The organism is Streptomyces violaceusniger Tu 4113 (assembly GCF_000147815.2).
In the GTDB taxonomy this organism is placed as follows: Bacteria; Actinomycetota; Actinomycetes; order Streptomycetales; family Streptomycetaceae; genus Streptomyces; species Streptomyces violaceusniger_A.
The window spans coordinates 5,314,856-5,333,430 of record NC_015957.1; the positions used below are offsets into that span (position 1 = coordinate 5,314,856).

Genomic DNA, 18,575 nt, shown 5'->3' on the forward strand with positions numbered 1-18,575 from the left:
ACCTCGAAAGGCATGCCGGAGCCCGTGGCCGGGACGTCGGGGCTGATCAGGAGGGAGGGGCCGGGACGTCGGCGCGCTTCAGGGCCTTGACGGCCTTGGCGGCGCCCTTGGCCTCGAGGTTGACGAACGCCGGGGTGACGCCGAGCGGCGCCGCGTACCCCTTGAGGTTCTTCGGGCCGTGGATCACCGTGCCGTGGTTGACGTCGTACCAGGTGCCGGGTGGCAGATGGACGGTGCGGGTGGCGCCGGTGCTCAGCTTGGGTGCGGCGAGTACGGCCGGACCGAGCATCCACTCATCGGTGACGGTGTAACTCTGCTTGTCCTTCGGGAACTCGAAGAACAGGGGACGCATGATCGGGTCGCCGGTCCTCAGAGTGCTCCGGACCTGATCCCAGATGTACGGGGCGAGCTTCTCGTGCGTCTCGATCGCCTGCCGGTACAGGTCGACCGTCTCCTGGTCGTAGTCCACCTTCTGGCGGGTGGTGGTGTCATTGGTGTCCACCGGTGATGTCGAGGCGTACATCAGCGGCATCAGCGAGGCGGACTGCGCCCATCGCACCAGTACGTCCTTGGACGGTGGGGGCTGGCCGCCCGAGCCGCCGATCATGTCGGACTCGACGAACGGGTAGCCGATCGTGGAGATCGCCAGGTTCTGGGTGGTGGCCGCCCGCAGGGAGTCCCAGCCGGTCCCCTTGTCGACCTGTCGGGTGACGAAGCCGGCCTCGTGGGCCGTCCGGTTCCAGTGCACCCGGATGCCCGCGCCCTGGAGGTCGAACTCGTCGGCGAGCCGTGTGCCGAGCTCCTGGTAGTCCGTGGCCTGGTGCCCCTCGCGCGGCGCGCACTTCTCGTCGAAGAAGCGGGTGTCGAACTTCAGCCCGTCGACATCATAGGTGTCCATGAGCTTCTTGAGGTTGCCCTCGTACCAGGCCTTGGCGTCGGGGTTCGCCAGGTCGATGATCCCGGCCTGGCCGTTCCACCAGGTCACCTCGCACGGCTTGCTCGTGTCCTTGGCGTCCATGAGCAGATAGCCGTGGTCGGCCGCGTACTGGTAGTTGGTGGAGTCGAGGTTGATCCACAGAGTGACCCAGAGACCGAAGTCGAACCCCATGTCGTGGATCTTGTCGGACATGCCCTTGGGATCGGGGAAGGTCGTGGGGTCCCAGGTCAGATTGCCGTAGTTCGACTCCCACTTGTCGTCGAGCTGGATGGTGTGCCCGTCCAGGCCGTTGTCGTGGAGATCGGTGGCGTAGTCGAGCAGTTTCTCCTGGTCGACCTTGGTGTAGAACTGCGCCCACGAATTCCACAGCGGCTTGGCGTACTGCTGGTACGTGGCATCGCTCTTGCTCGGCTTGCCGACGATGCCGATGTAGTCGCGGTAGACCTCCAGCGGGGTCGACTCGACGAACACGGTGGCCTTGTAGGTGCCGGGCGATTCGACGGTGAAGGTGCCAAGGCCGTCCCCGCCCTTGTTGAGCGCCACGTCCATGACGTCCCCGGTGTCGACGTGGAGGCCGGTCGACTTGGAGGTGTACCAGAACGGGTCGATCATGTTGTACGAGGCCGGGCCGAAGGTTTCGTGGTCGACCTCGCCGGTGTCCAGCGGCCAGGGCTGGTTGACACCGGGGCCGCCCTGCGGGGTCTCCGCCTGGCCGTGACCGTACCAGTGGCCGCCCGATGACAGGTCGTAGGCGAGGCCGAGTTGGTCGGGGCTGCCTCCCTCGACATCCCAGTCGAGCTGGTAGCGGTCCACGGTGGGCGTCAGCCGCGCCCTGACGGTGGCGCCGTCGAGCGTGGTGTCCGCGGTGAGGGTGAGGACGCCGTCCTTCCATGTCCAGTCGGTGACCTCGGTCGCGTGCTGCCAGTGGCCTCCGGACCGGAAGCGCAGGCCCCCCGTGTCACCGCGCGCGGTGCTGAGCGCAACTTCACCGGCGCGCTGGGTGGTGAGGGCGAGCTCATCGGTGGCGATATCGACGGTGTAGCCGGGGGTCTTCCTGGTGGCCGGCACGGACACGGCGAGGACACCTGGGTCATGGGTCACCGTCACCCGGGCAGCGGGGTCCGCCCGCGCCGGTGTGGCGAGAGGGCCGGCCACGGACGGCATGAGCGTCAGAGCGAGAGCAACGGCCGGGAACATGACAAGTTTACGGGTGTTGCGCGGTCTGCGCGGGTGGGTGCGCACTCACGTCCTCCTGCGGGCGAGCATGACGTCGTGGGGCTGCACTGCAAAATCTTGATTATTTCAGCTCATGTTCGAGCGACAACCATCATCTGTCAACACTCGCCTCCATGATTTCCCGGCTTCACCATCGGTCCCCGTCCCCCCTGGTGACAGGGGACTCTCCGAGGCTGCGAACCCCTTCACCAGGCCGCGAACTGGGAAGGGGCAATGGTAAATTCTGCGTGAACCACGCCCGTTACAAGCGGTTTCGCTCCCTCAGCGAGTCAAGCGCGCGGGGCGGACCGGGTTCAGACCTGCTGGCCTCCTGAAAGCGTCGTGAGCGGGAGGGTCAGTCCGGAGTGATGCCGGCCCGGACGGCGAGGACGGCGAGGCGGATGCGGTTGTCTCGGCCCGTCTTCGTCATCAGGCTCGCCACGTGTGTCTTCACCGTGGTGACCCCCAGGTGCAGCCGGTCGGCGATCTCCTTGTTGGACAGGCCCACGCCGAGCAGGCCGAGTACCTCCCGCTCGCGCGGGGTGATGGCCGGCGCCGGGATGTCCGGTCCGGCGTCGGAGGCGGAACGGGTGTGAACCGCTTGGGCGACGATGCGGTCCAGGGTGTCCCGGCTGAAGGGCGCCTCCCCGTCAGCGGCCCGGCGTACGGCGTTGAGGAGTTCGGCGGGTGGGGTGTCCTTGACGAGGAAACCGCAAGCTCCGGCGCCAAGCACCGGATACAGGTGATCGTCGTCGTCGAACGTGGTGAGAGCGACGACCCGGGCAGCGGGGCGAGCGGCCAGGATCCGGCGGGTGGCCGTGATGCCGTCCATGCCGGGCATTCTCAGGTCCATGAGGACGACGTCCGGAGCGAGGCGTTCAGCCAGTCGTACCGCCTCCGCGCCGTTGTCTGCCTCGCCCAGGATCTCGATGTCCGCAGCCTGCTCGAACAGCATGCGCAGCCCCATGCGGACAAGCTGCTGGTCGTCGACGACGAGGACGCGGATCACGGCTGGGGCTCCAAGGTGGATGCGATGGCGGGCAGTTCGGCTGTGAGCCGCCAGCCCCGGGCCGTGGGTCCCGCATCGAGTCGGCCGCCGAGCAGGTCCACACGTTCACGCATGCCGGTCAACCCATGTCCGGAAGGGCCCGGGGCCGGTGGTCGGGCCCTTCCGGCCCCATCGTCGTGGACCGTCATGTGTATGACGTCGTCGGCCACCCGAACGGCGAACTCGGCGTGTGCGCCCGGCCCGGCGTGCTTGACCGCGTTGGCCAGGCCCTCCTGGGCCAGGCGGAGCACGGCCAGGCCGCGTACCGCGTCGAGCCGCCCGACACCGGGGTCCACGGAAGCGGTGACGGCCAGACCGGTTCGGCGGCTGCGCTCAACGACCGACTCCAGAGCGGCCGGCAGTGCCCCGGGCGTGACCAGGGAGCCGGTGTCGGGGCCGGTACCGTCCGGGATGCGTAGTACGGCCACCAGGCGGCGCAGATCGGCCAGTGCCGTGTTGCCACTGGAGTGCAGGTCGTCGAGGACATCGGTGATCCGCGGGTCGGTGTTGCTCGTGGCGGCGACGACATGTCGGGCGACTCCGACCCGCAGCACCATGGAGGAGACGTGGTGGGCCACAAGGTCGTGCAGCTCGCGCGCGATGGCGGTGCGCTCCGCCGCGCGGGCGGCCAACAGCTGTTGCTCCGCGCGGAGCTCCTGCTGTTCCGCGTGCTCGCGGGCGTGGCGTGCGGCGTTGCGGGTCACTCGCACGTACGCGCCCATGAGCAGCGGCAAGCCTGCGACGATGCCCATCTTGTAGAGCACTGAAAGGAGGTCGCCGGGCAGATCGGCAAGGCGGTTCGCGGCGACGGCGAGTGCCAGTGCCACCGCCCCGGCAGCGAGGCGGCGCGCGGACTGCCGTACCGCCAGCTCGAAGAGAGTCACGGCGGCCAGCGCCTTCAACGAGGAAACGACGCCCGTGCCCAGCGCGTGTGCGGCGACGAGCAGACCCGACTGCGCAAGGAGCGCGCTGAACGTCCACTTGCCCGAGGCCAGGCACAGCACGAGCCCGGCCGTGGCCAGGCCCCAGTCCCGCGCCCCGGATGGCCGCTGCACCAGCAGGAAGTCACCGAGCAGGACGCCCGTGATCACCAGGACGCGTATGACGGCGAATCTCCTGTCGAAGGCAAGCTCGATCCAAGATCGGTTCACGCGGCCCACGATAGACGGACGCTGGTGTGCCGGGGGTCCTGCCGTGGGAGGAGGACAAGTCCTTCCACCGGCCGCGATGTCCGGCCTGCGGACGGAGTCGGGCGCCAAGGCGGGCTGCGAGTGTGATCGGCATGGATACGAACGCGAACACGGACACGGGTACCAACGCGCATACGAAGGTCGCGGCCACGGGACGGAGGTCCCTCCTCGGCGGTGCGATCGCCCTGGGCGTGGCGGGCGCGGCCTTCGGTACCACCGCCCACGCGGCCGGCGCTCAGTCCGGTTCCCGCACCCATCGCGGCCGCTTCGAGGGAAAGGCGGTGCTTATCACGGGTGCCACCTCGGGTATCGGCAGGGCGACGGCGAAGGCGTTCGCCGCGGCGGGCGCCCGGGTCGGTTTCTGTGGCAGGCGAGAGGGTTTGGGGCGCCAGGTGGAACGGGAGATCCGGGAGGCGGGTGGCGAAGCCAGCTACATCCAGGCTGATGTGAGGATAGCCGCCCAGGTGGAGAGTTTTGTGAACCAGGTCGCGAGCCGCTACGGCAGCATCGACGTGGCCTTCAACAACGCCGGCATCGGCAGCGGAAAGCTGCCCCATGAGATGAGCGTCGAGGAGTGGGATGACGTCCAGGCCACCAATGCCCGAGGCGTGTTCCTGGCGATCAAGTACGAGATTCCGCACATGCTCAGGGCGGCAGGCGGCGTCATCATCTGCACCTCGTCGTCGGCGGCCGAACAGGCGCGGCCGAACGGTGCCGCCTACTCCGCGAGCAAGCGGGCGGTGCAGGGCATCGTGAAGTCAGCAGCGCTCGCCTACGGGCCCAAGGGAATCAGAGTCAACGCTCTGCTGCCCGGCACCACCGACACCCCCTTCGTCCGCCCGCCGGACATCCCGGACGCGGACTGGGCGAAGTACAAGCAGGCGTTCGGGCCACTGAACATCGACGGTCTCGAGCGGATGGCCCAGGCCGAGGAGATCGCACACGCGGTGCTCGGGCTGGCCTCCGACGACTTTCCGTACATGACGGGAGCGTCGGTCGCCGTGGACGGAGGAGCCACCGCCGGCCGGAAGATGATCCAGCCGAGCGGCGCCTGACGTCCGTTGCCTGGCTGAGAAGCCATATCTCAACCGATCTTGGAACGTGCAGATTAAACGGAAATCCCTGGGGTGATCTTCCGGCGGTGCGCGCATGAAGGCAGGGCCTCCTGGTAGCTCGGCGGTGCGACCCCATTCCGAGCGGTTCCTGGGGCCCTGTTGTTCCGGGTCGTCGGCGGGGTTGCTCGAGGGGCGGCGAGCTCGCGGGGCGGATCGTCTGCACGGGGCATGCTGGCCACATCGATTGTCAGTGGTGGGTGAGAAGGTAGGAGCATCGAAAAGGAAAAAGGGGGAGCGTCCATGTCCGGAACCCAGAACTACATCAATCACGTTGCTCTTGTGCTGGATGCGAGTTCGTCCATGTCACATTTGAGCGGCAAGGTCGTCGAAGTCGCCGACCAGCAGATTGCGTATCTGGCCCGACGATCGAAGGAACTGGACCAGGAAACCCGCGTCACGGTCTACGTCTTCGCGGACAAGGTGGAGTGCGTCATCTACGACAAGGACGTGCTGCGTATGCCGTCCCTGAAGCAGCTTTACCGAGTCGGTGGAATGACGGCTCTGCTGGCGGCCACACTGAAGTCGCAGCGGGAGCTTGCGCAGACCGCTCAACTGTACGGCGACCACAGCTTCCTGACGTTCGTACTGACCGACGGCCAGGAGAACGCAAGTCATCGCTGCCCGGATGCCCCTACCAAAAACCCACGCGAACTCGTGCAGGCCGTGGCCAAGCTGATGCAGACGCAGGAGGACAACTGGACGCTGGCCGTCCTTGTGCCGGACCAGATGGGCAAGCGCGAGGCCATGCAGTGCGGCTTCCCGAAGGACAACATCGCCATTTGGGACGCCACGAGCACACAGGGCCTGGAGGAGGCAGGGCAGGTTATCCAGCAGGCCACCGAGAACTTTATGATGGGTCGGGCCCAGGGAATCCGGGGATCGCGGGCGGTGTTCTCCACCGGTGCGGAGGCGGTCAACAAGGACACCATCAAGGCGGCCGGTCTCACTCCGGTGAATGCGTCGGAGTACCAGCTGATTCCGGTGGCTCGCGAAGCGGCGATCCGGGAATGGGTCATCGAATGCGGGCACACCTACCGTACCGGTGGTGCGTTTTATCAGCTCAGTAAATCGGAGAAGATCCAGGCGCGGAAGCAGATCGCGGTGCTGGAGAAGAAGACGGACCGGGTGTACGCGGGGCCGGAGGCCCGATCCCTGCTCGGCCTGCCGGACACGGAAGTTCGCGTGAAGCCGGACCACAACGACGACTTCACGATATTCGTGCAGAGCACCAGCGTGAACCGGAAGCTGGTACCGCACACGCGGCTGCTGCTCATGATCTGAGGCGACGCGGGCTGGGAATCGAGCCCGGCCCATCGAGGTGAGCGAGGGGCCGCGACCCCGTTGTCGGGGGCGCGGCCCCTCCAAGCGACTACCGCTGTGCGGCAGCCTGGTGCGCATGGCGACTCACATCGCCGATCAGGTTGATGCGGACCCGTCGCTCCACGAAGCGCCACTGCCCCTCACGGCGCTCGAAGCGGTCACGGTACCGACCGGCGGCGATGGGTTGCAGCGGCAGATGGGGCAGCGCCTGGAACACGGTGACGTACGAACGCGAGACCGCCGTGCCCGCCTGTTCGTCGACCTCGATGGCCACGTTGGTGGTGACATGCTGGGTTCGCGGCGTGCCGTCGGCGTAGACGATCAGAGTGTCCTGGAACATCTTCTCGATCGCGTCGCGCCCGCTGACCGGCTCGCCAACGCCCGTGAAGGTGGCTTCGGCGAGAAGTACTCCGAGTCCGGCGAAATCACCGTCGTCCACGAGTTCGGCGTAACGTGCGATCAAGTTCTCGATAGCCCGGTAGCTCAACCTCGGATCGGCGGGCATGCCGATGGATGTGGACATGGTCCCCTCCAAGCGAACAGCGGATGACAGACAGAAGTTGATATGAATCAACCTCAGGTAGCCTGATCACACGAGATCAACTTCGCCCTCCCAACGGGACAGACCCGTTGTCGTCAATGTGTGAAGGTGACACTGATGTTGGACTACGGCCTTGACATGTCCAGCATAGAGCACGACCTTGCTCTGCCCGACTTGGTGGCTGAAGGAGATGAACTCGACGCGCTGGTATCAGGGCAGACCGACTGGACGAAGCCCACACCGGCAGCGGGGTGGACGATCGCCCACCAGATCGCTCATCTTGCTTCAGCGGATGCGAACGTTCTCATCGCCATACGGACCCCGGATGCGTTCGACGCCGTGCTGAAGCAGGCAGAGGCCGCAGGCAGCCAATACGCCGATATCGACGCTGCCGCCGGAGCGGCCAAACCGCGATCAGCGCTGCTGGAACAATGGCGCGCCGGCCGAACCGAGGTGGCGGCGGCGCTGCGTGACATTCCACTGGACCATGGGTTTCCGTGGTACGGCTCGCAGCTGACCGCGGCGCTCATGGTGCCGCTTCGACTCATGGAAACGTGGGCCCACGGGCAGGACATTTTCGATGCGCTGGGTGTCTCACGCCGTCCCACGGGGCGGCTCCGGCATGTGGCCTCGTTGGGAGTGATAGGGCGAGAGCTATCCTTCTATGCTGCCCAGTTGCCTGTGCCGGAAGAGCCTTTCCGTGTCGAGCTGACTGGTCCCGACGGCCAGACCTGGGCGTGGGGTCCGGAAGACGCCATGCAGCGGGTTCGGGGCAGTGCCCTCGACTTCTGCCTTCGCGTCACCCAGCGCAGGTCCCGAGCCGAGACCGACCTCACGGCGGTCGGCAAGGATGCGCAGAAGTGGCTTGATATTGCTCGCGTTTTCCTCTGAAGGGACAAGAGCATGTTCCCGGCTGTGTGATCAAGCGCAGGATGAGGAAGCCAATGCCTCTTTGGAGGATGGCGCGGGACGGGCACCGGAGCGGGTGGCGCCGACGCTGGCCACGACCACGAGAACCAGGCCAAGTGTCGCAGCCGTCCCGGGGCGCTGGCCGAGAACGAGCAGACCGACCATGAGGGCGATGGCGGGTTCAAGGCTCATCAGAGTGCCGAACGCGGATGCGGTCAGACGACGCAGGGCGAGAAACTCGAGAGCGAAGGGGATGACGGGACTGAGCACCGCCAGAACCAGCATGGTCCACAGCGCTGACCACGTGTGACGTTCGGCGAGATCCGGGGCGGCGAGGGTTAGCCCCAGCACCGCTGCGACCGGCATGGAGACAGCCAGTCCGTTCAGCCCGGTGACGCGATCACCGACCCGTTGGGTCAGCAGAATGTACGCGGCCCAGCACCCCGCAGCGAGCAGCGCGCTCCCTACCCCCACCGGGTCGGCGCCGCCATGCCAGGGTTCGGTCAGCAGCACGACGCCCGTCGCCGCCGCGGCCGCCCAGACGAGGCGTCCCTTCCTCGGGCCGAAGAGGGAGACGGTGAGCGGTCCCAGGAATTCCAGTGCGCTTGCGGTCCCCAGCGGGAGACGGGCGATGGCCAGCATGAAGAAGACCATCATTCCGGCGGTCACGAGACCGAGCACCATGCAGGCAAGAAGATCCCGGGAGCTGAAGTCACGAGGCCGGGGGCGGATGGCGACCAGCAGAATCAGCCCCGTGCAGCCCAGGCGCAGCCCTGCGGTTCCCAGCGCGCCGAGCTGTCCGAACAGCGGAACCGTCAGAGCCGATCCGAGCTGCACGGTACACATCGAGGTGGCAGCCATGAGCACACCGGCCGCGGCGCCAGGATGGCGCGCGCGAGGGGAAGGAAATGCCTCAGGCGGTTCGGGAACGTTCATGGGCTCAGTACAGATCCTCGACACTGTTCACGTCCACGTGTCGATCCTGAATGATTCGTTCGACGTTCATAAACAATGGAGGGATGGAAACACGCCGCCTGCAGATGCTGGCCGAGCTGGCCCGGCGAGGCTCGATGCGCGCCGTGGCCGAGGCCACCGGCACCACCACCTCGACGGTTTCTCAGCAGGTCGCCGCTTTGGCTCAGGACATGGGCACGGCACTGATCGAGCCGCATGGACGCAGGGTCAGGCTCACGTCGGCGGGCCGCCGTCTGGCGGAACACGCCGTGACGATCCTTGCGGCAGTCGAGGCCGCACAGCGGGACTTGAGTCCCGACGCCCCGCCGACCGGCACAGTGCGCGTCGCAGGCTTCGCCACGGCCATCCGAGCCCAACTGCTGCCCATCATCAGCGGTCTGTCCACCAGCCATCCCCAGCTCAGCATCCTGGTCCGTGAGCACGAACCCGCAGAAGCACTCCAGCTGCTGGCCAACGACGAGGCCGACCTCGCGCTCACCTACGACTACAACCTGGCACCGGCCGAGCCGGACCCCGCGGTCGCGATCACCCCGCTGTGGACCGCTCCCTGGGGTCTGGGCATTCCTGACAACGTCGCCCGTCCCTCGGCACCGGGCACCCCGGAGGTCTTCCGCTGGTTCCGCACGGCGGATTGGATCGGCAACTCGCGCAACACCGGCGACGAGACCGTCATCCGGACACTCGCCTCCATGGCCGGCTTCACCCCCCACCTCACTCACCAGGCGGACAGCCTCGACCTCGTACAGGGCATGATCGCGGCAGGGATGGGCGTGGGGCTGCTGCCGATGGGCACCTCCACGCTGCCCGGTGTCCACCTGGTGCCGCTCACCGCGCCGGACGTTGTCCTGCGCGCCTTCGCCGTCGCCCGCCGGGGTCGCGACGGCTGGCCTCCGCTGGCCCTGCTGACCGACCTGATCTTTCGGCAGTCAGCGCAGAGCGCATAGTCTCGACGTGCAGTACGGCGACGCCTCGGCCGCGTCGGCGGCTGCTGCCTGTCCCTCCGCCTGGAACGCCTGTTCCAGGGCCTCTCCGAGAGCTCACCTTGCCGGTGAGACCGGCCGCCGCCCTCCCGCCAGGCGCCCGGCACTCCCAGCCGCTGCGCCGACTCGCCCCCGCGCGGGGCCGCCCTGGTGTGCGCGTCGAGGCAGTCGGCGCGGCCGTTCATCCGCGACCGGGTCGAGGTGGCCGACCTGTCCGCCTACGAGGACTTCCACGCCCACCAGTTGGCCAGCCTGCCCGGCGTGGCCACGGTGACCAGCTACGTCACCTTGAAGACGCTCTCCGCCGACCCCGTCTGACCGGGCCGCGCCACCCCGGCGGGTACGTGGCCTGTTCATCGACAACCGTTCGGCAGCAGCTGCGGCTGATTCTGCGAGTCCCACCCGTCGGCGTAAGCAGGTCCATCGCAACCGACGCCCGCGCGGCCAGGACAGGGCCAGTAACAAAAATGTGGACTGACCGGCCGGGACATGAGGAAGCGGCGTACATCGGCAGTGGTCCAGGACAAGGCGTTTCGGCCGACTACCACAGGCGCTCGCGCCCACGGTAGCCACGCGTTCGGTCCCGACACCCGCACCGTCCGGCTTACCGCGTGCCGGTGGATGTGACCAGGCGGCCGCCGACGAAGGTGAGCGTGGGGTTGAAGTCGCGCAGGGTGTCGCCGGGGCAGCGGGCAGGGTCCCGCTCCCAGACGGTGATGTCGGCGAGACGGCCGGGGGTGAGGGTGCCGCGCAGGTGCTCCTCGCCGGTGAGGCGGGCGGCGTTGGTGGTGTGCAGAGTGAGGGCCTCGTCGTAGGTGATGGCGTGCTCGGGGCCCTTGACGCCGATGACGGTCTGCCGAGTGGTCATGCCCCACACGGAGCGCATAGCCCCGAACTGGCCGACGGGGAAGTCGGACCCGGCACTGACCTGGGCGCCCAAGTCGACCCAGCCGCGGGCGGGGAAGAGCCGCGCGACGCGCTCCGGGCCCCAGAAGCCCTCCTCCACCTCGGCGGTGTCGTGCAGCAGCGGCTGCTGGATGGTGATGGGAACACCCAACGCGACGGCGCGGGCGTGCTGTTCGGGGCCGGCCAGGCCGCCGTGCTCCATCACCAGCGTGCCGGCGGGCAGCCCGGGATTGCGGTCGAGGACGCGTTCGTAGACATCCAGGAGGGTGCGGACCGCGCGGTCGCCGTAGGCGTGCGTGCCGACCCGCCAGCCGCGCCGGACCACCGCCTCGACCGCGTCGACCAGGGCGTCCTTCTCCCAGATCAGCATCCCGGAGAAGGAGTGGTCGCAGGCGTACGGCTCCTCGGTGGCCCCGGCCTCCAGGCCGCCGTCGAGGCCGAACTTCACACCCCACACCGACAGCCACGGGTCAAAGTCGTCACGCCACTCCTCCATGACGTCGAGCAGGTCCTCCACCTGGGCCGCGCTGGTCAGTCCGAGCGCCGAGATCAGCGCCCGTACCCGGGTGCTGAGCGCCCCCGCCTCACGGGCGGCCAGGAGCACCGCGTAGTCCTCAGGCGTGACCGCGCAGTCGCGTACGGTCCCGATGCCCGTGGCGGCGTAGTCGCGGCTGGCCAGGCGCAGTCCGTCGATGCGTTCGGCCCGGTCCGGGGCCGGGACCAGGTGCTCCACCAGGTACAGGGCGTTGTCGATCAGCCGGCCGTCCGGCTTGCCGTCGGCTCCGCGGCCGATGGTGCCGCCAGGCGGTACGGGGGTGTCCTCGGTGATGCCCGCCAGGCGCAGCGCGTAGGTGTTGACGACGTCGTTGTGGCCGCCGCGCTTGACCAGGACCGGGTGCCGGTCGGTGGCCCGGTCCAGTTCGGCCGCGCTGGGCATGCGGCGCTCGGCCAGGTTGAGTTCCTGCCAGTTGGTGGTGGTGCGAATCCACTCGCCGTCGGGGGTGACGGCGGCCCGCTGCCGGATCAGGTCAAGGAACTCGGGGATGTTCCGGGCCCGGTGGACGGGGACGTCATGGGCACCGAGCGCCGCGAAGATCAGGTGGGTGTGCGTGTCGTCGAAGGCGGGCAGCACGGTGGCACCGGGCAGGTCATGGACTTGCGTGTCCACGCTCACCAGGTGGTCAAGGCCGTTGGGGTCGGCAGACACGGCCGCGATACGGTCGCCTCGCACGGCCAGTGCCCGCTGTGGGGCCTGACCGGGCACCAGGGTGTGCACCGCGCCGGCGCGGATCAGCAGGTCGGCTCCGTGATCAGTCATCGTCTTCTCCCTCTTGTCGCAGGTGTCGGATCCCGAACGTGTCGTTCGGGGACGAGACTTTTGTATGAGCCGTGCCGTCATTCACCGCCAAGCTGACGGCATGTGCGCAGAAAATACGCCAGTGCAACGGCCTATCGTGCAGATATGCGACAGGTGCTCGATGTAACCGATCGGCGGATTGCGGCCGCCCTGGTCGCTGTGACCGGGATTTCTACCTTGCGGATGGGATCCATACGTTGCGGATCTCGATCGAGTGACGCTGAGTTGCGGTCAAGTTCGGAGATTGAGCCCGTTCCGGTAGCCCGTTCTGCTGCCGTGGGTGTGTGAGGGCAACGGCGGAGGTGCTGATCGCGTCGGATCTGTGTGGGCTGGAGGATCTGATCGCGCAGTTCAACGAAGATGCGGAGACGCGGGCACGGCTCCGGCTCGGTTCGGAGTGGCCGCGCCGGTGGAGTACGACGTGGCGGATCGACGGCGGCGAAGTCTCATGGCCAGTGCGGGACATGGCTCACGTTCCAGTGCTGTCGACGCAGCCGGCCCACGGTTTCACCTGGCGGCGGGCTCAGCGGCATCACCCGGGACTGCAGTACATGGTCACGACCGGGCGGGCTCATGGTTTCGAGTCGATCGAGGAGTCCCGTCTGCTGGTCGCGCTCGACTTCCTCAAGGCGTCGGAGGTGCTGTCGCAGCTGTTCCGCCTGGACTTCGAGCATGTCGACGGAAAGTCCTGGCATGTCCCGGATTTCCTGGCGGTGGTTGATGGCCGGATGTTGCTGTTGGACGTGCGTCCGGCTCGTCTGGTCAAGGCGAGCGATGCGTTGAAGTTCGCGGCGGCCCGGGAGACGGCGGCTGCCTGCGGATGGCGCTATTGGGTGGTGACCGGCTGGCGCCAGCACGTCTTCAGCGTGCTGGATCACCTGTCGTCGCGCCGCCGGCCCGCGCGGGATCTGCTCGGTATGAGGGACCAGGTGCTGTCCGCGCTCGGGGCACAGACGATGCCGTTCGGGCAGCTGGCGGAGAGCGGCACACGGTTGCCAGGCCGATGCCGAACCCGGCGGCGAGCCGGGTGTAGGTGTCGCCGCAGCGTAGCGGGGCGAGGGCAAGGAGGGCCTGCCGTCCCGGCGTCAGGCGCAGCCGCGGCTGCCGATCCGCTGCCGGTGGACGGCGAGTTGGCGGGCGAGGAAGCGTAAGGCCGAGCTGGACAGGTCGATCGCTGACGGGTACACAAGCACCGAGGCTCCTGGTGTTGCGGACCCGTCTACCAGGAGCCTCGCCACGTCCACCAGCCGGCCCTCGAGCCTCACCCACCGCCAGGGCGGAGGGCTCAGTCTGCTCCCTAACCGAGCCGCGCGCCGAGTTCGGTGGCGGCGGCGGTGACAGCGCCGCTGAGGAGGGCGAGTTTGGCGTCGGCCCGCCTCGCCGGGCCGGATACGGACAGCGCACCGCAGGCCACGCCCTGCCGGTTCCGTACCGGGGCGGCCACCGCGCAGAGGTCCCATTCGCTTTCCTCCATGTTGGTGGCGTAGCCGGTCTCCCTTACCTTCTGGAGCTCGGCCTCAAGCGCCCGGCGGGTGCTCACCGCGCGCTCGGTTCCGCCTCGCAGCCGCGCGCCCGGATAGCGGCGCCGCAGCTCTTCGCGGGAAAGCTCGGCGAGCAGAGCTTTCCCTGCGGCAGACGCGTGCGCCGGTCCTCGCTGCCCGGTACGCAGCCCTGCACGGATCACCTGCTGGCTCTCCACGCCTTCGATGAAGACGGTCTCTGTGCCTTCCAGTACGAGCAGATGCGCGGTCTCGGAGGTGTCTTCGACGAGCTTTTCCAGCAGGAGACGTGCTTCGTCGCGGAGGGAGACTGCTCCCATCACGGCGATGCCGAGCCTGGCCAGGGCGGGCCCAGGTCCGTAACCCTTGGTCTGGGCGTCCTGGCGGAGCAGGTCGCGGGCCTGCAGGGTGGTCAGCATCCGATGAGCGGTCGACCTGGCCACTCCGAGCTCGGCGGACACGTCGGCAACTCGCAACGACGGGTTGTCCACCAGCATCAGCAGGATCCGCGCGGCGTTGTCGATCGATTCCACCGGGTAAGCGGCCGGCACTGCCACAACCCCTCCATCTCGCCGTCGTCACTGCGGCGCGGCTGTTCTGGTGATCAGAATTTGGATTTCGCCTGCCAGAATAACCGCAGTCCCCCCTCGACGTCTCGGCGGATCTCGCGAATCAGTCCGCAGCCGTGTTGGTGGTGCGTCACGGCGCCGCCGGAGGCGCCGGAGCCGCCTTCGAGCAACTTCCGCGAGCGGGTTGCAGCGGGTCCTTTCCGCCGGTCGGCGTCACCGCCGTGGCCGCCATCCCGCCGATGTACCACCTCATCTTGTTCTGCTGGGCAGAGCGCCTGCCGTCCAGGAGAACATCACCGTTGACCACGTACGGGGGTCGGGTTACTGTGCAGAACATGATCTGTCTTGCAGAACGCTGCCACGGAGGAGCGCCGTGACGACTCCGACACCGTCCGTCGCGGAACTCGGCCATGTCGGCCTGCGCTGTCACGACGTGAGCAGGCAACTCGCGTTCTACACCGAAGTCCTCGGACTGACGGTCACCGACCACGACGAGCGGCTGGGCATCTGGTTCCTGTCCGCCCGGCCGGACACCGAACATCACGAGCTGCTCCTGGCCGAGGGGCGGGACGCGCCGGTCGGCATCAAACTCATCCAGCAGGTGTCGTTCCGGTGCGCGCGCTTCGAGGACGTCCTCGGCTTCCATCGGCGTTTCCGGGAGCACGACGTCCGGCTCGACATGATCGTCTCGCACGGCAATGCCGTCGGCGTCTACTTCTACGATCCGGAGGGCAACCGGTGTGAGGTCTACTGGCAGACCGGGTTCGTGGCACGACAGCCCTTCGTCGAGCACATCGACATCGAGACCGATCTTGAGGAGCTTCTGGACGCCATCCGGGCTTCGGTCGAGCGCCACGGCGCGACGGGTTTCACCGAGGAGAGTTATCGCGCCTGGACGCGCGAACAAGCGATGCCAGCCGATGGCGCCGCAGCCAAGGAGGTATGGCAGTGAAGTTCGTGCGCTACGCGGACGGCACGTCCTCACGCGTCGGCGTGGTGGACGGTGACCTGCTCCGGGTCGTCGACGGTCTGGCGGACCTGCTGCCTCTCATCGAGGCCGGCGAGGCCGAGTTGCTCGCTGCCGGACGGACCGCGCTGCGGCGTGGCGCGACCGTGCCGCTTCCGGACATCGTTCCCCTGTCGCCGATCGCGACGCCTCCGACCGTCCGCGACTTCTACGCCTTCGAACAGCATGTCCGGGCAGGGCGCGCCTGGCGGGGCCTCGAGATGGAACCGGACTGGTATGAGCTGCCCGTCTTCTACTTCTCCAGCCCCTACGCCGTGATGGGCTGCGGGCCGGTGCCGATGACGCCGGGTGCGGAGCGTTTCGACTTCGAGCTGGAGGTCGCCGCGGTGGTGGGGCACGGCGGCCGCGACCTGACCGCCCAGGACGCCGAACACGCCATCGCCGGTTACTGTGTGCTCAACGACTGGAGCGGCCGGGACGTTCAGCAGCGCGAGATGAAGCTGTCGATGGGGCCGGTGAAAGGCAAGGACACCGCGACGAGCCTCGGCCCGTACTTCGTGACCCCCGACGAGATCGCCGACTTCCGCGAGAGCAACGGATACCGTCTCGAAATGACCTGCACGGTCAACGGTGCCCCCTACTCCCGCGCCCTGTGGTCAGACATCCACTGGTCGTTCGGCGAGATGATCGCCTACGCCTCCCGCGGCGCCGAAGTGAGGCCGGGCGATGTGATCGGCTCCGGCACCTGCGGCACCGGCTGCATCCTGGAGCTCTCCCGCACTCACGACTCGGCGACCTACCCCTGGTTGCAGCCGGGCGACGAGGTCGTCGCGGCGATCGAAGGTCTCGGCGAGTTGCGCAATACCGTCACCGGGGCGGCACCGGTCATTCCGTTGCGAACCCGCGGCGCGACAGGGCAGGAGCACGGAACACGACCGCGATTCACCGACGGAGTCGCGCGCTGATGGACGCTCCCATATCGGCGGAGGACCCGGCCAAGCTTCGGGCCGCGTTGCTGCGTGCCATGCCGTTGTCCCGAATGCTCGATTACGGCATGGACCACGGGGACGCCGTCCACCTGGCCAATGCGGCAGTCTCGGAACCGTGGCACGAAGTCGCGACTCGCCTGGCCGAGGCGCAGTTGACCCGCGCTGAGGCGGCCGCCGACCGCGGTGATGTCGAGACCGCGGTCGCGTGCTATCGCCGGGCAACGGCCTCCCTGATCTTCGCGCAGATGGCCTTCAACACCGACCACCCGGCCAAACGCGCGCTCTACGTCCGGCTCACCCGGGCCTACCAGGCCGCGGCCGAGCTCGACACCGAGTTGCGCGTGGAACGGCTGTCGATCCCGTTCCGGCAGAGCCACTGCACCGCCTGGTTCGTGAGTCGCTCCGGCGCTCGCCCTGGCCCCACGGTGGTCATTGTCGGCGGGCAGAGCGGTTGGGGCCCGGCCTTCCATCGGCAGGCCGAAGCCCTGGCCCGGCGGGGACTGTCCGCTGTCCTGCTCGAGACACCGGGCCAGGGTGATACGCGCATGGCCGGCGGACTCCACCTCGACGGGAACGTCGACCGAGCCTTCAGCGCTGCCCTCGACGCCGTGCGTGCCCGTACCGGCTACGACGGCCGGTACGGGGTGTGGGGAAACAGCTTCGGTGGACTGCTCGCCGCCCGTGCCGCGGTGCACGACAGCCGTTTCGGCGCGTGCTGCGTCAACGGGGCCGACGCGAAGCCGGAGCCACTGCCGTTCCGGACCGCACGCGAACAATCGCGGGCGCTCCTGGGCGTCGACACCGACGACGAAGCCGCGGCCGTCTTCCGCACTTTGTGGCTCGACCCGGCGGTCGAGCGCACGAGCGCCGCGATGCTCGTGCTGCACGGCGGCAACGACCCGCTGGTCAGCCTGGATCAGCAGAAGGTGTTCCTCGACCTGTCGGCGCATCCCACCCTGCGGGTTTGGGACGACGGCGACCACACCATGTACAACCACTCGGCCGAGCGCACGGAGTTTGTCTGTGACTGGTTCCGTGCCCAGCTCGGCCGCGCGTGACCCAGGCGACCACACATCCGACTCCCAACAGCTCACAAGACCATTGAGGTGACCATGAAAGCTATTGCACTCCCGCGTTACGGCGGCGCGGACGACCTGGAGCTCACGGAACAGCCGACACCGGCGGTCGCGCCCGGGGAATTCCTGGTCCGGGTCAAGGCAGCCGGAGTGAACCCGGCCGACGAAAAGATCGCCGTGGGCAATCTCGACGGCATCATGGTGACCCACTTTCCCCTCATCCCGGGCTTCGAGATGGCCGGCGTCGTCGAGGCTCGCGGTTTCGGCGCCACCGAGTTCGAGATCGGCGACGAGGTGATCGGCTTCGTCCTCAAGGACTGGGCGCAGAACGGCGCCTACGCCGAACTGGTTTCAGCCCCGGTCCGCACGCTGGCACGCAAGCCGGAGTCCTGGGACTGGCTGCATGCGGCGTGTCTGCCACTGAACGGGCTGACGGCTTACCAGGCCATCAAACGCATCAACATCAGCGAGGGCGACACCGTCCTGATCCACGGGGCCGCAGGTGGGGTCGGCTCGCTCGCCGTGCAGATCGCCGCCATCCGGGGCGCACACGTCATCGGCACCGCCAGCGAGCGCAACCACGACTACCTGCGTGAACTCGGCGCCACACCGATCACCTACGGAGAAGGACTGGCCGACCGGGTGCGCGAGCTCGCGCCAGAGGGCGTCGACGCGGCGCTCGACTTCTACGGCGGGGACGCGGTGGCCGTCTCGCGGAAGGTCTTGAAGGATCCCGCCCGGGTCGCCTCCGTGGCCGACATCACCGCTCCCGAACAGGGTGGCCAATTGGTGTGGGCACGCGCGAACGCCGACGAACTGACGGAGGTGGCTGCGCTCGCCGAGTCCGGGAAGTTGTCCGTCCCCGTGAATCGCTCCTTCCCGCTGGAGCAGGCCGCCGACGCCTGGCGGATGCTCCACGCGGACAGCCGCGCCCGCGGCCGGATCGTACTGGACATCGACGCCACCTGAGGTGATCTTCCGG

The 18,575-nt window shown here is 68.0% G+C and carries 17 protein-coding genes and 1 pseudogene; 9 read left to right on the top strand and 9 right to left on the bottom strand.

Going from position 1 to position 18,575, the window contains the following annotated elements:
- Positions 1-46: 46 nt before the first annotated feature.
- The 3 genes from STRVI_RS21930 to STRVI_RS21940 all read right to left on the bottom strand — a co-directional run bounded on the left by STRVI_RS21930 (position 47) and on the right by STRVI_RS21940 (position 4,351).
- Positions 47-2,179 (bottom strand): glycoside hydrolase family 31 protein, encoded by a 2,133-nt coding sequence (locus tag STRVI_RS21930; protein WP_014057824.1) that lies wholly within the window; start codon positions 2,177-2,179, stop codon positions 47-49.
- Positions 2,180-2,507: 328 nt separating this feature from the next.
- The gene (locus STRVI_RS21935) at positions 2,508-3,161 is read right to left on the bottom strand and encodes a response regulator (RefSeq protein ID WP_014057825.1); all 654 of its coding nucleotides are present in this window, start codon (positions 3,159-3,161) and stop codon (positions 2,508-2,510) included.
- Positions 3,158-4,351: a sensor histidine kinase gene (locus STRVI_RS21940; protein WP_251982708.1), complete on the bottom strand. Its 1,194-nt coding sequence runs from the start codon at positions 4,349-4,351 to the stop codon at positions 3,158-3,160. Before STRVI_RS21940 ends, STRVI_RS21935 begins: the two co-directional genes overlap by 4 nt.
- Before the next feature lie 131 nt (positions 4,352-4,482).
- Here STRVI_RS21940 and STRVI_RS21945 point away from each other — a divergent pair, with 131 nt between their 5' ends.
- Entirely contained in the window at positions 4,483-5,445 is a 963-nt protein-coding gene (locus STRVI_RS21945; protein WP_014057827.1) for an SDR family NAD(P)-dependent oxidoreductase, read from the top strand.
- 300 nt (positions 5,446-5,745) lie between these two features.
- Positions 5,746-6,786 (top strand): vWA domain-containing protein, encoded by a 1,041-nt coding sequence (locus STRVI_RS21950; RefSeq protein ID WP_014057828.1) that lies wholly within the window; start codon positions 5,746-5,748, stop codon positions 6,784-6,786.
- A gap of 88 nt (positions 6,787-6,874) precedes the next feature.
- Here the strand turns inward: STRVI_RS21950 and STRVI_RS21955 are convergent, their stop codons facing one another.
- On the bottom strand, positions 6,875-7,348 hold the full coding sequence (locus STRVI_RS21955) for a nuclear transport factor 2 family protein (protein WP_014057829.1): 474 nt from the start codon (positions 7,346-7,348) through the stop codon (positions 6,875-6,877).
- A 135-nt stretch (positions 7,349-7,483) separates the two neighbouring features.
- On the opposite strand from STRVI_RS21955, the gene STRVI_RS21960 reads away from it, so the two are divergent.
- A complete protein-coding gene (locus tag STRVI_RS21960) occupies positions 7,484-8,257 on the top strand; it encodes a TIGR03084 family metal-binding protein (RefSeq protein ID WP_014057830.1) in 774 nt (257 codons plus the stop codon).
- 30 nt (positions 8,258-8,287) lie between these two features.
- On the opposite strand, the gene STRVI_RS21965 is transcribed toward STRVI_RS21960, so the two are convergent.
- On the bottom strand, positions 8,288-9,211 hold the full coding sequence (locus tag STRVI_RS21965; protein ID WP_208949159.1) for an EamA family transporter: 924 nt from the start codon (positions 9,209-9,211) through the stop codon (positions 8,288-8,290).
- 83 nt (positions 9,212-9,294) lie between these two features.
- Between STRVI_RS21965 and STRVI_RS21970 the strand changes: the two genes are divergently transcribed.
- Together STRVI_RS21970 and STRVI_RS51775 are read left to right on the top strand one after the other, a co-directional pair.
- On the top strand, positions 9,295-10,194 hold the full coding sequence (locus STRVI_RS21970) for a LysR family transcriptional regulator (protein WP_014057832.1): 900 nt from the start codon (positions 9,295-9,297) through the stop codon (positions 10,192-10,194).
- A gap of 186 nt (positions 10,195-10,380) precedes the next feature.
- On the top strand, positions 10,381-10,548 hold the full coding sequence (locus STRVI_RS51775; RefSeq protein WP_435532586.1) for an Lrp/AsnC ligand binding domain-containing protein: 168 nt from the start codon (positions 10,381-10,383) through the stop codon (positions 10,546-10,548).
- A 286-nt stretch (positions 10,549-10,834) separates the two neighbouring features.
- Here the strand turns inward: STRVI_RS51775 and STRVI_RS21975 are convergent, their stop codons facing one another.
- From STRVI_RS21975 to STRVI_RS21985, 4 genes and pseudogenes are all read right to left on the bottom strand, one after another.
- Positions 10,835-12,454 (bottom strand): amidohydrolase, encoded by a 1,620-nt coding sequence (locus STRVI_RS21975; protein ID WP_014057833.1) that lies wholly within the window; start codon positions 12,452-12,454, stop codon positions 10,835-10,837.
- 485 nt (positions 12,455-12,939) lie between these two features.
- Positions 12,940-13,371, bottom strand: a complete 432-nt coding sequence (locus tag STRVI_RS53570) for a hypothetical protein (RefSeq protein ID WP_208949160.1) — start codon at positions 13,369-13,371, stop codon at positions 12,940-12,942.
- A gap of 103 nt (positions 13,372-13,474) precedes the next feature.
- Positions 13,475-13,686 (bottom strand): annotated as a pseudogene (locus STRVI_RS48325) (transposase family protein); the annotation flags it as partial.
- A 104-nt stretch (positions 13,687-13,790) separates the two neighbouring features.
- Positions 13,791-14,549: an IclR family transcriptional regulator gene (locus tag STRVI_RS21985; RefSeq protein WP_014057835.1), complete on the bottom strand. Its 759-nt coding sequence runs from the start codon at positions 14,547-14,549 to the stop codon at positions 13,791-13,793.
- A gap of 385 nt (positions 14,550-14,934) precedes the next feature.
- On the opposite strand from STRVI_RS21985, the gene STRVI_RS21990 reads away from it, so the two are divergent.
- Genes STRVI_RS21990 through STRVI_RS22005 form a run of 4 tightly spaced genes read left to right on the top strand, consistent with a single transcriptional unit; the run spans position 14,935 to position 18,562 of the window.
- Entirely contained in the window at positions 14,935-15,513 is a 579-nt protein-coding gene (locus STRVI_RS21990) for a VOC family protein (RefSeq protein WP_014057836.1), read from the top strand.
- A complete protein-coding gene (locus tag STRVI_RS21995; protein ID WP_208949161.1) occupies positions 15,504-16,493 on the top strand; it encodes a fumarylacetoacetate hydrolase family protein in 990 nt (329 codons plus the stop codon). Before STRVI_RS21990 ends, STRVI_RS21995 begins: the two co-directional genes overlap by 10 nt.
- On the top strand, positions 16,493-17,575 hold the full coding sequence (locus STRVI_RS22000) for an alpha/beta hydrolase (protein ID WP_014057838.1): 1,083 nt from the start codon (positions 16,493-16,495) through the stop codon (positions 17,573-17,575). Before STRVI_RS21995 ends, STRVI_RS22000 begins: the two co-directional genes overlap by 1 nt.
- 54 nt (positions 17,576-17,629) lie before the next feature.
- Positions 17,630-18,562, top strand: coding sequence for an NADP-dependent oxidoreductase (locus STRVI_RS22005; RefSeq protein ID WP_014057839.1), 933 nt, complete (start codon positions 17,630-17,632; stop codon positions 18,560-18,562).
- Positions 18,563-18,575: the final 13 nt, after the last annotated feature.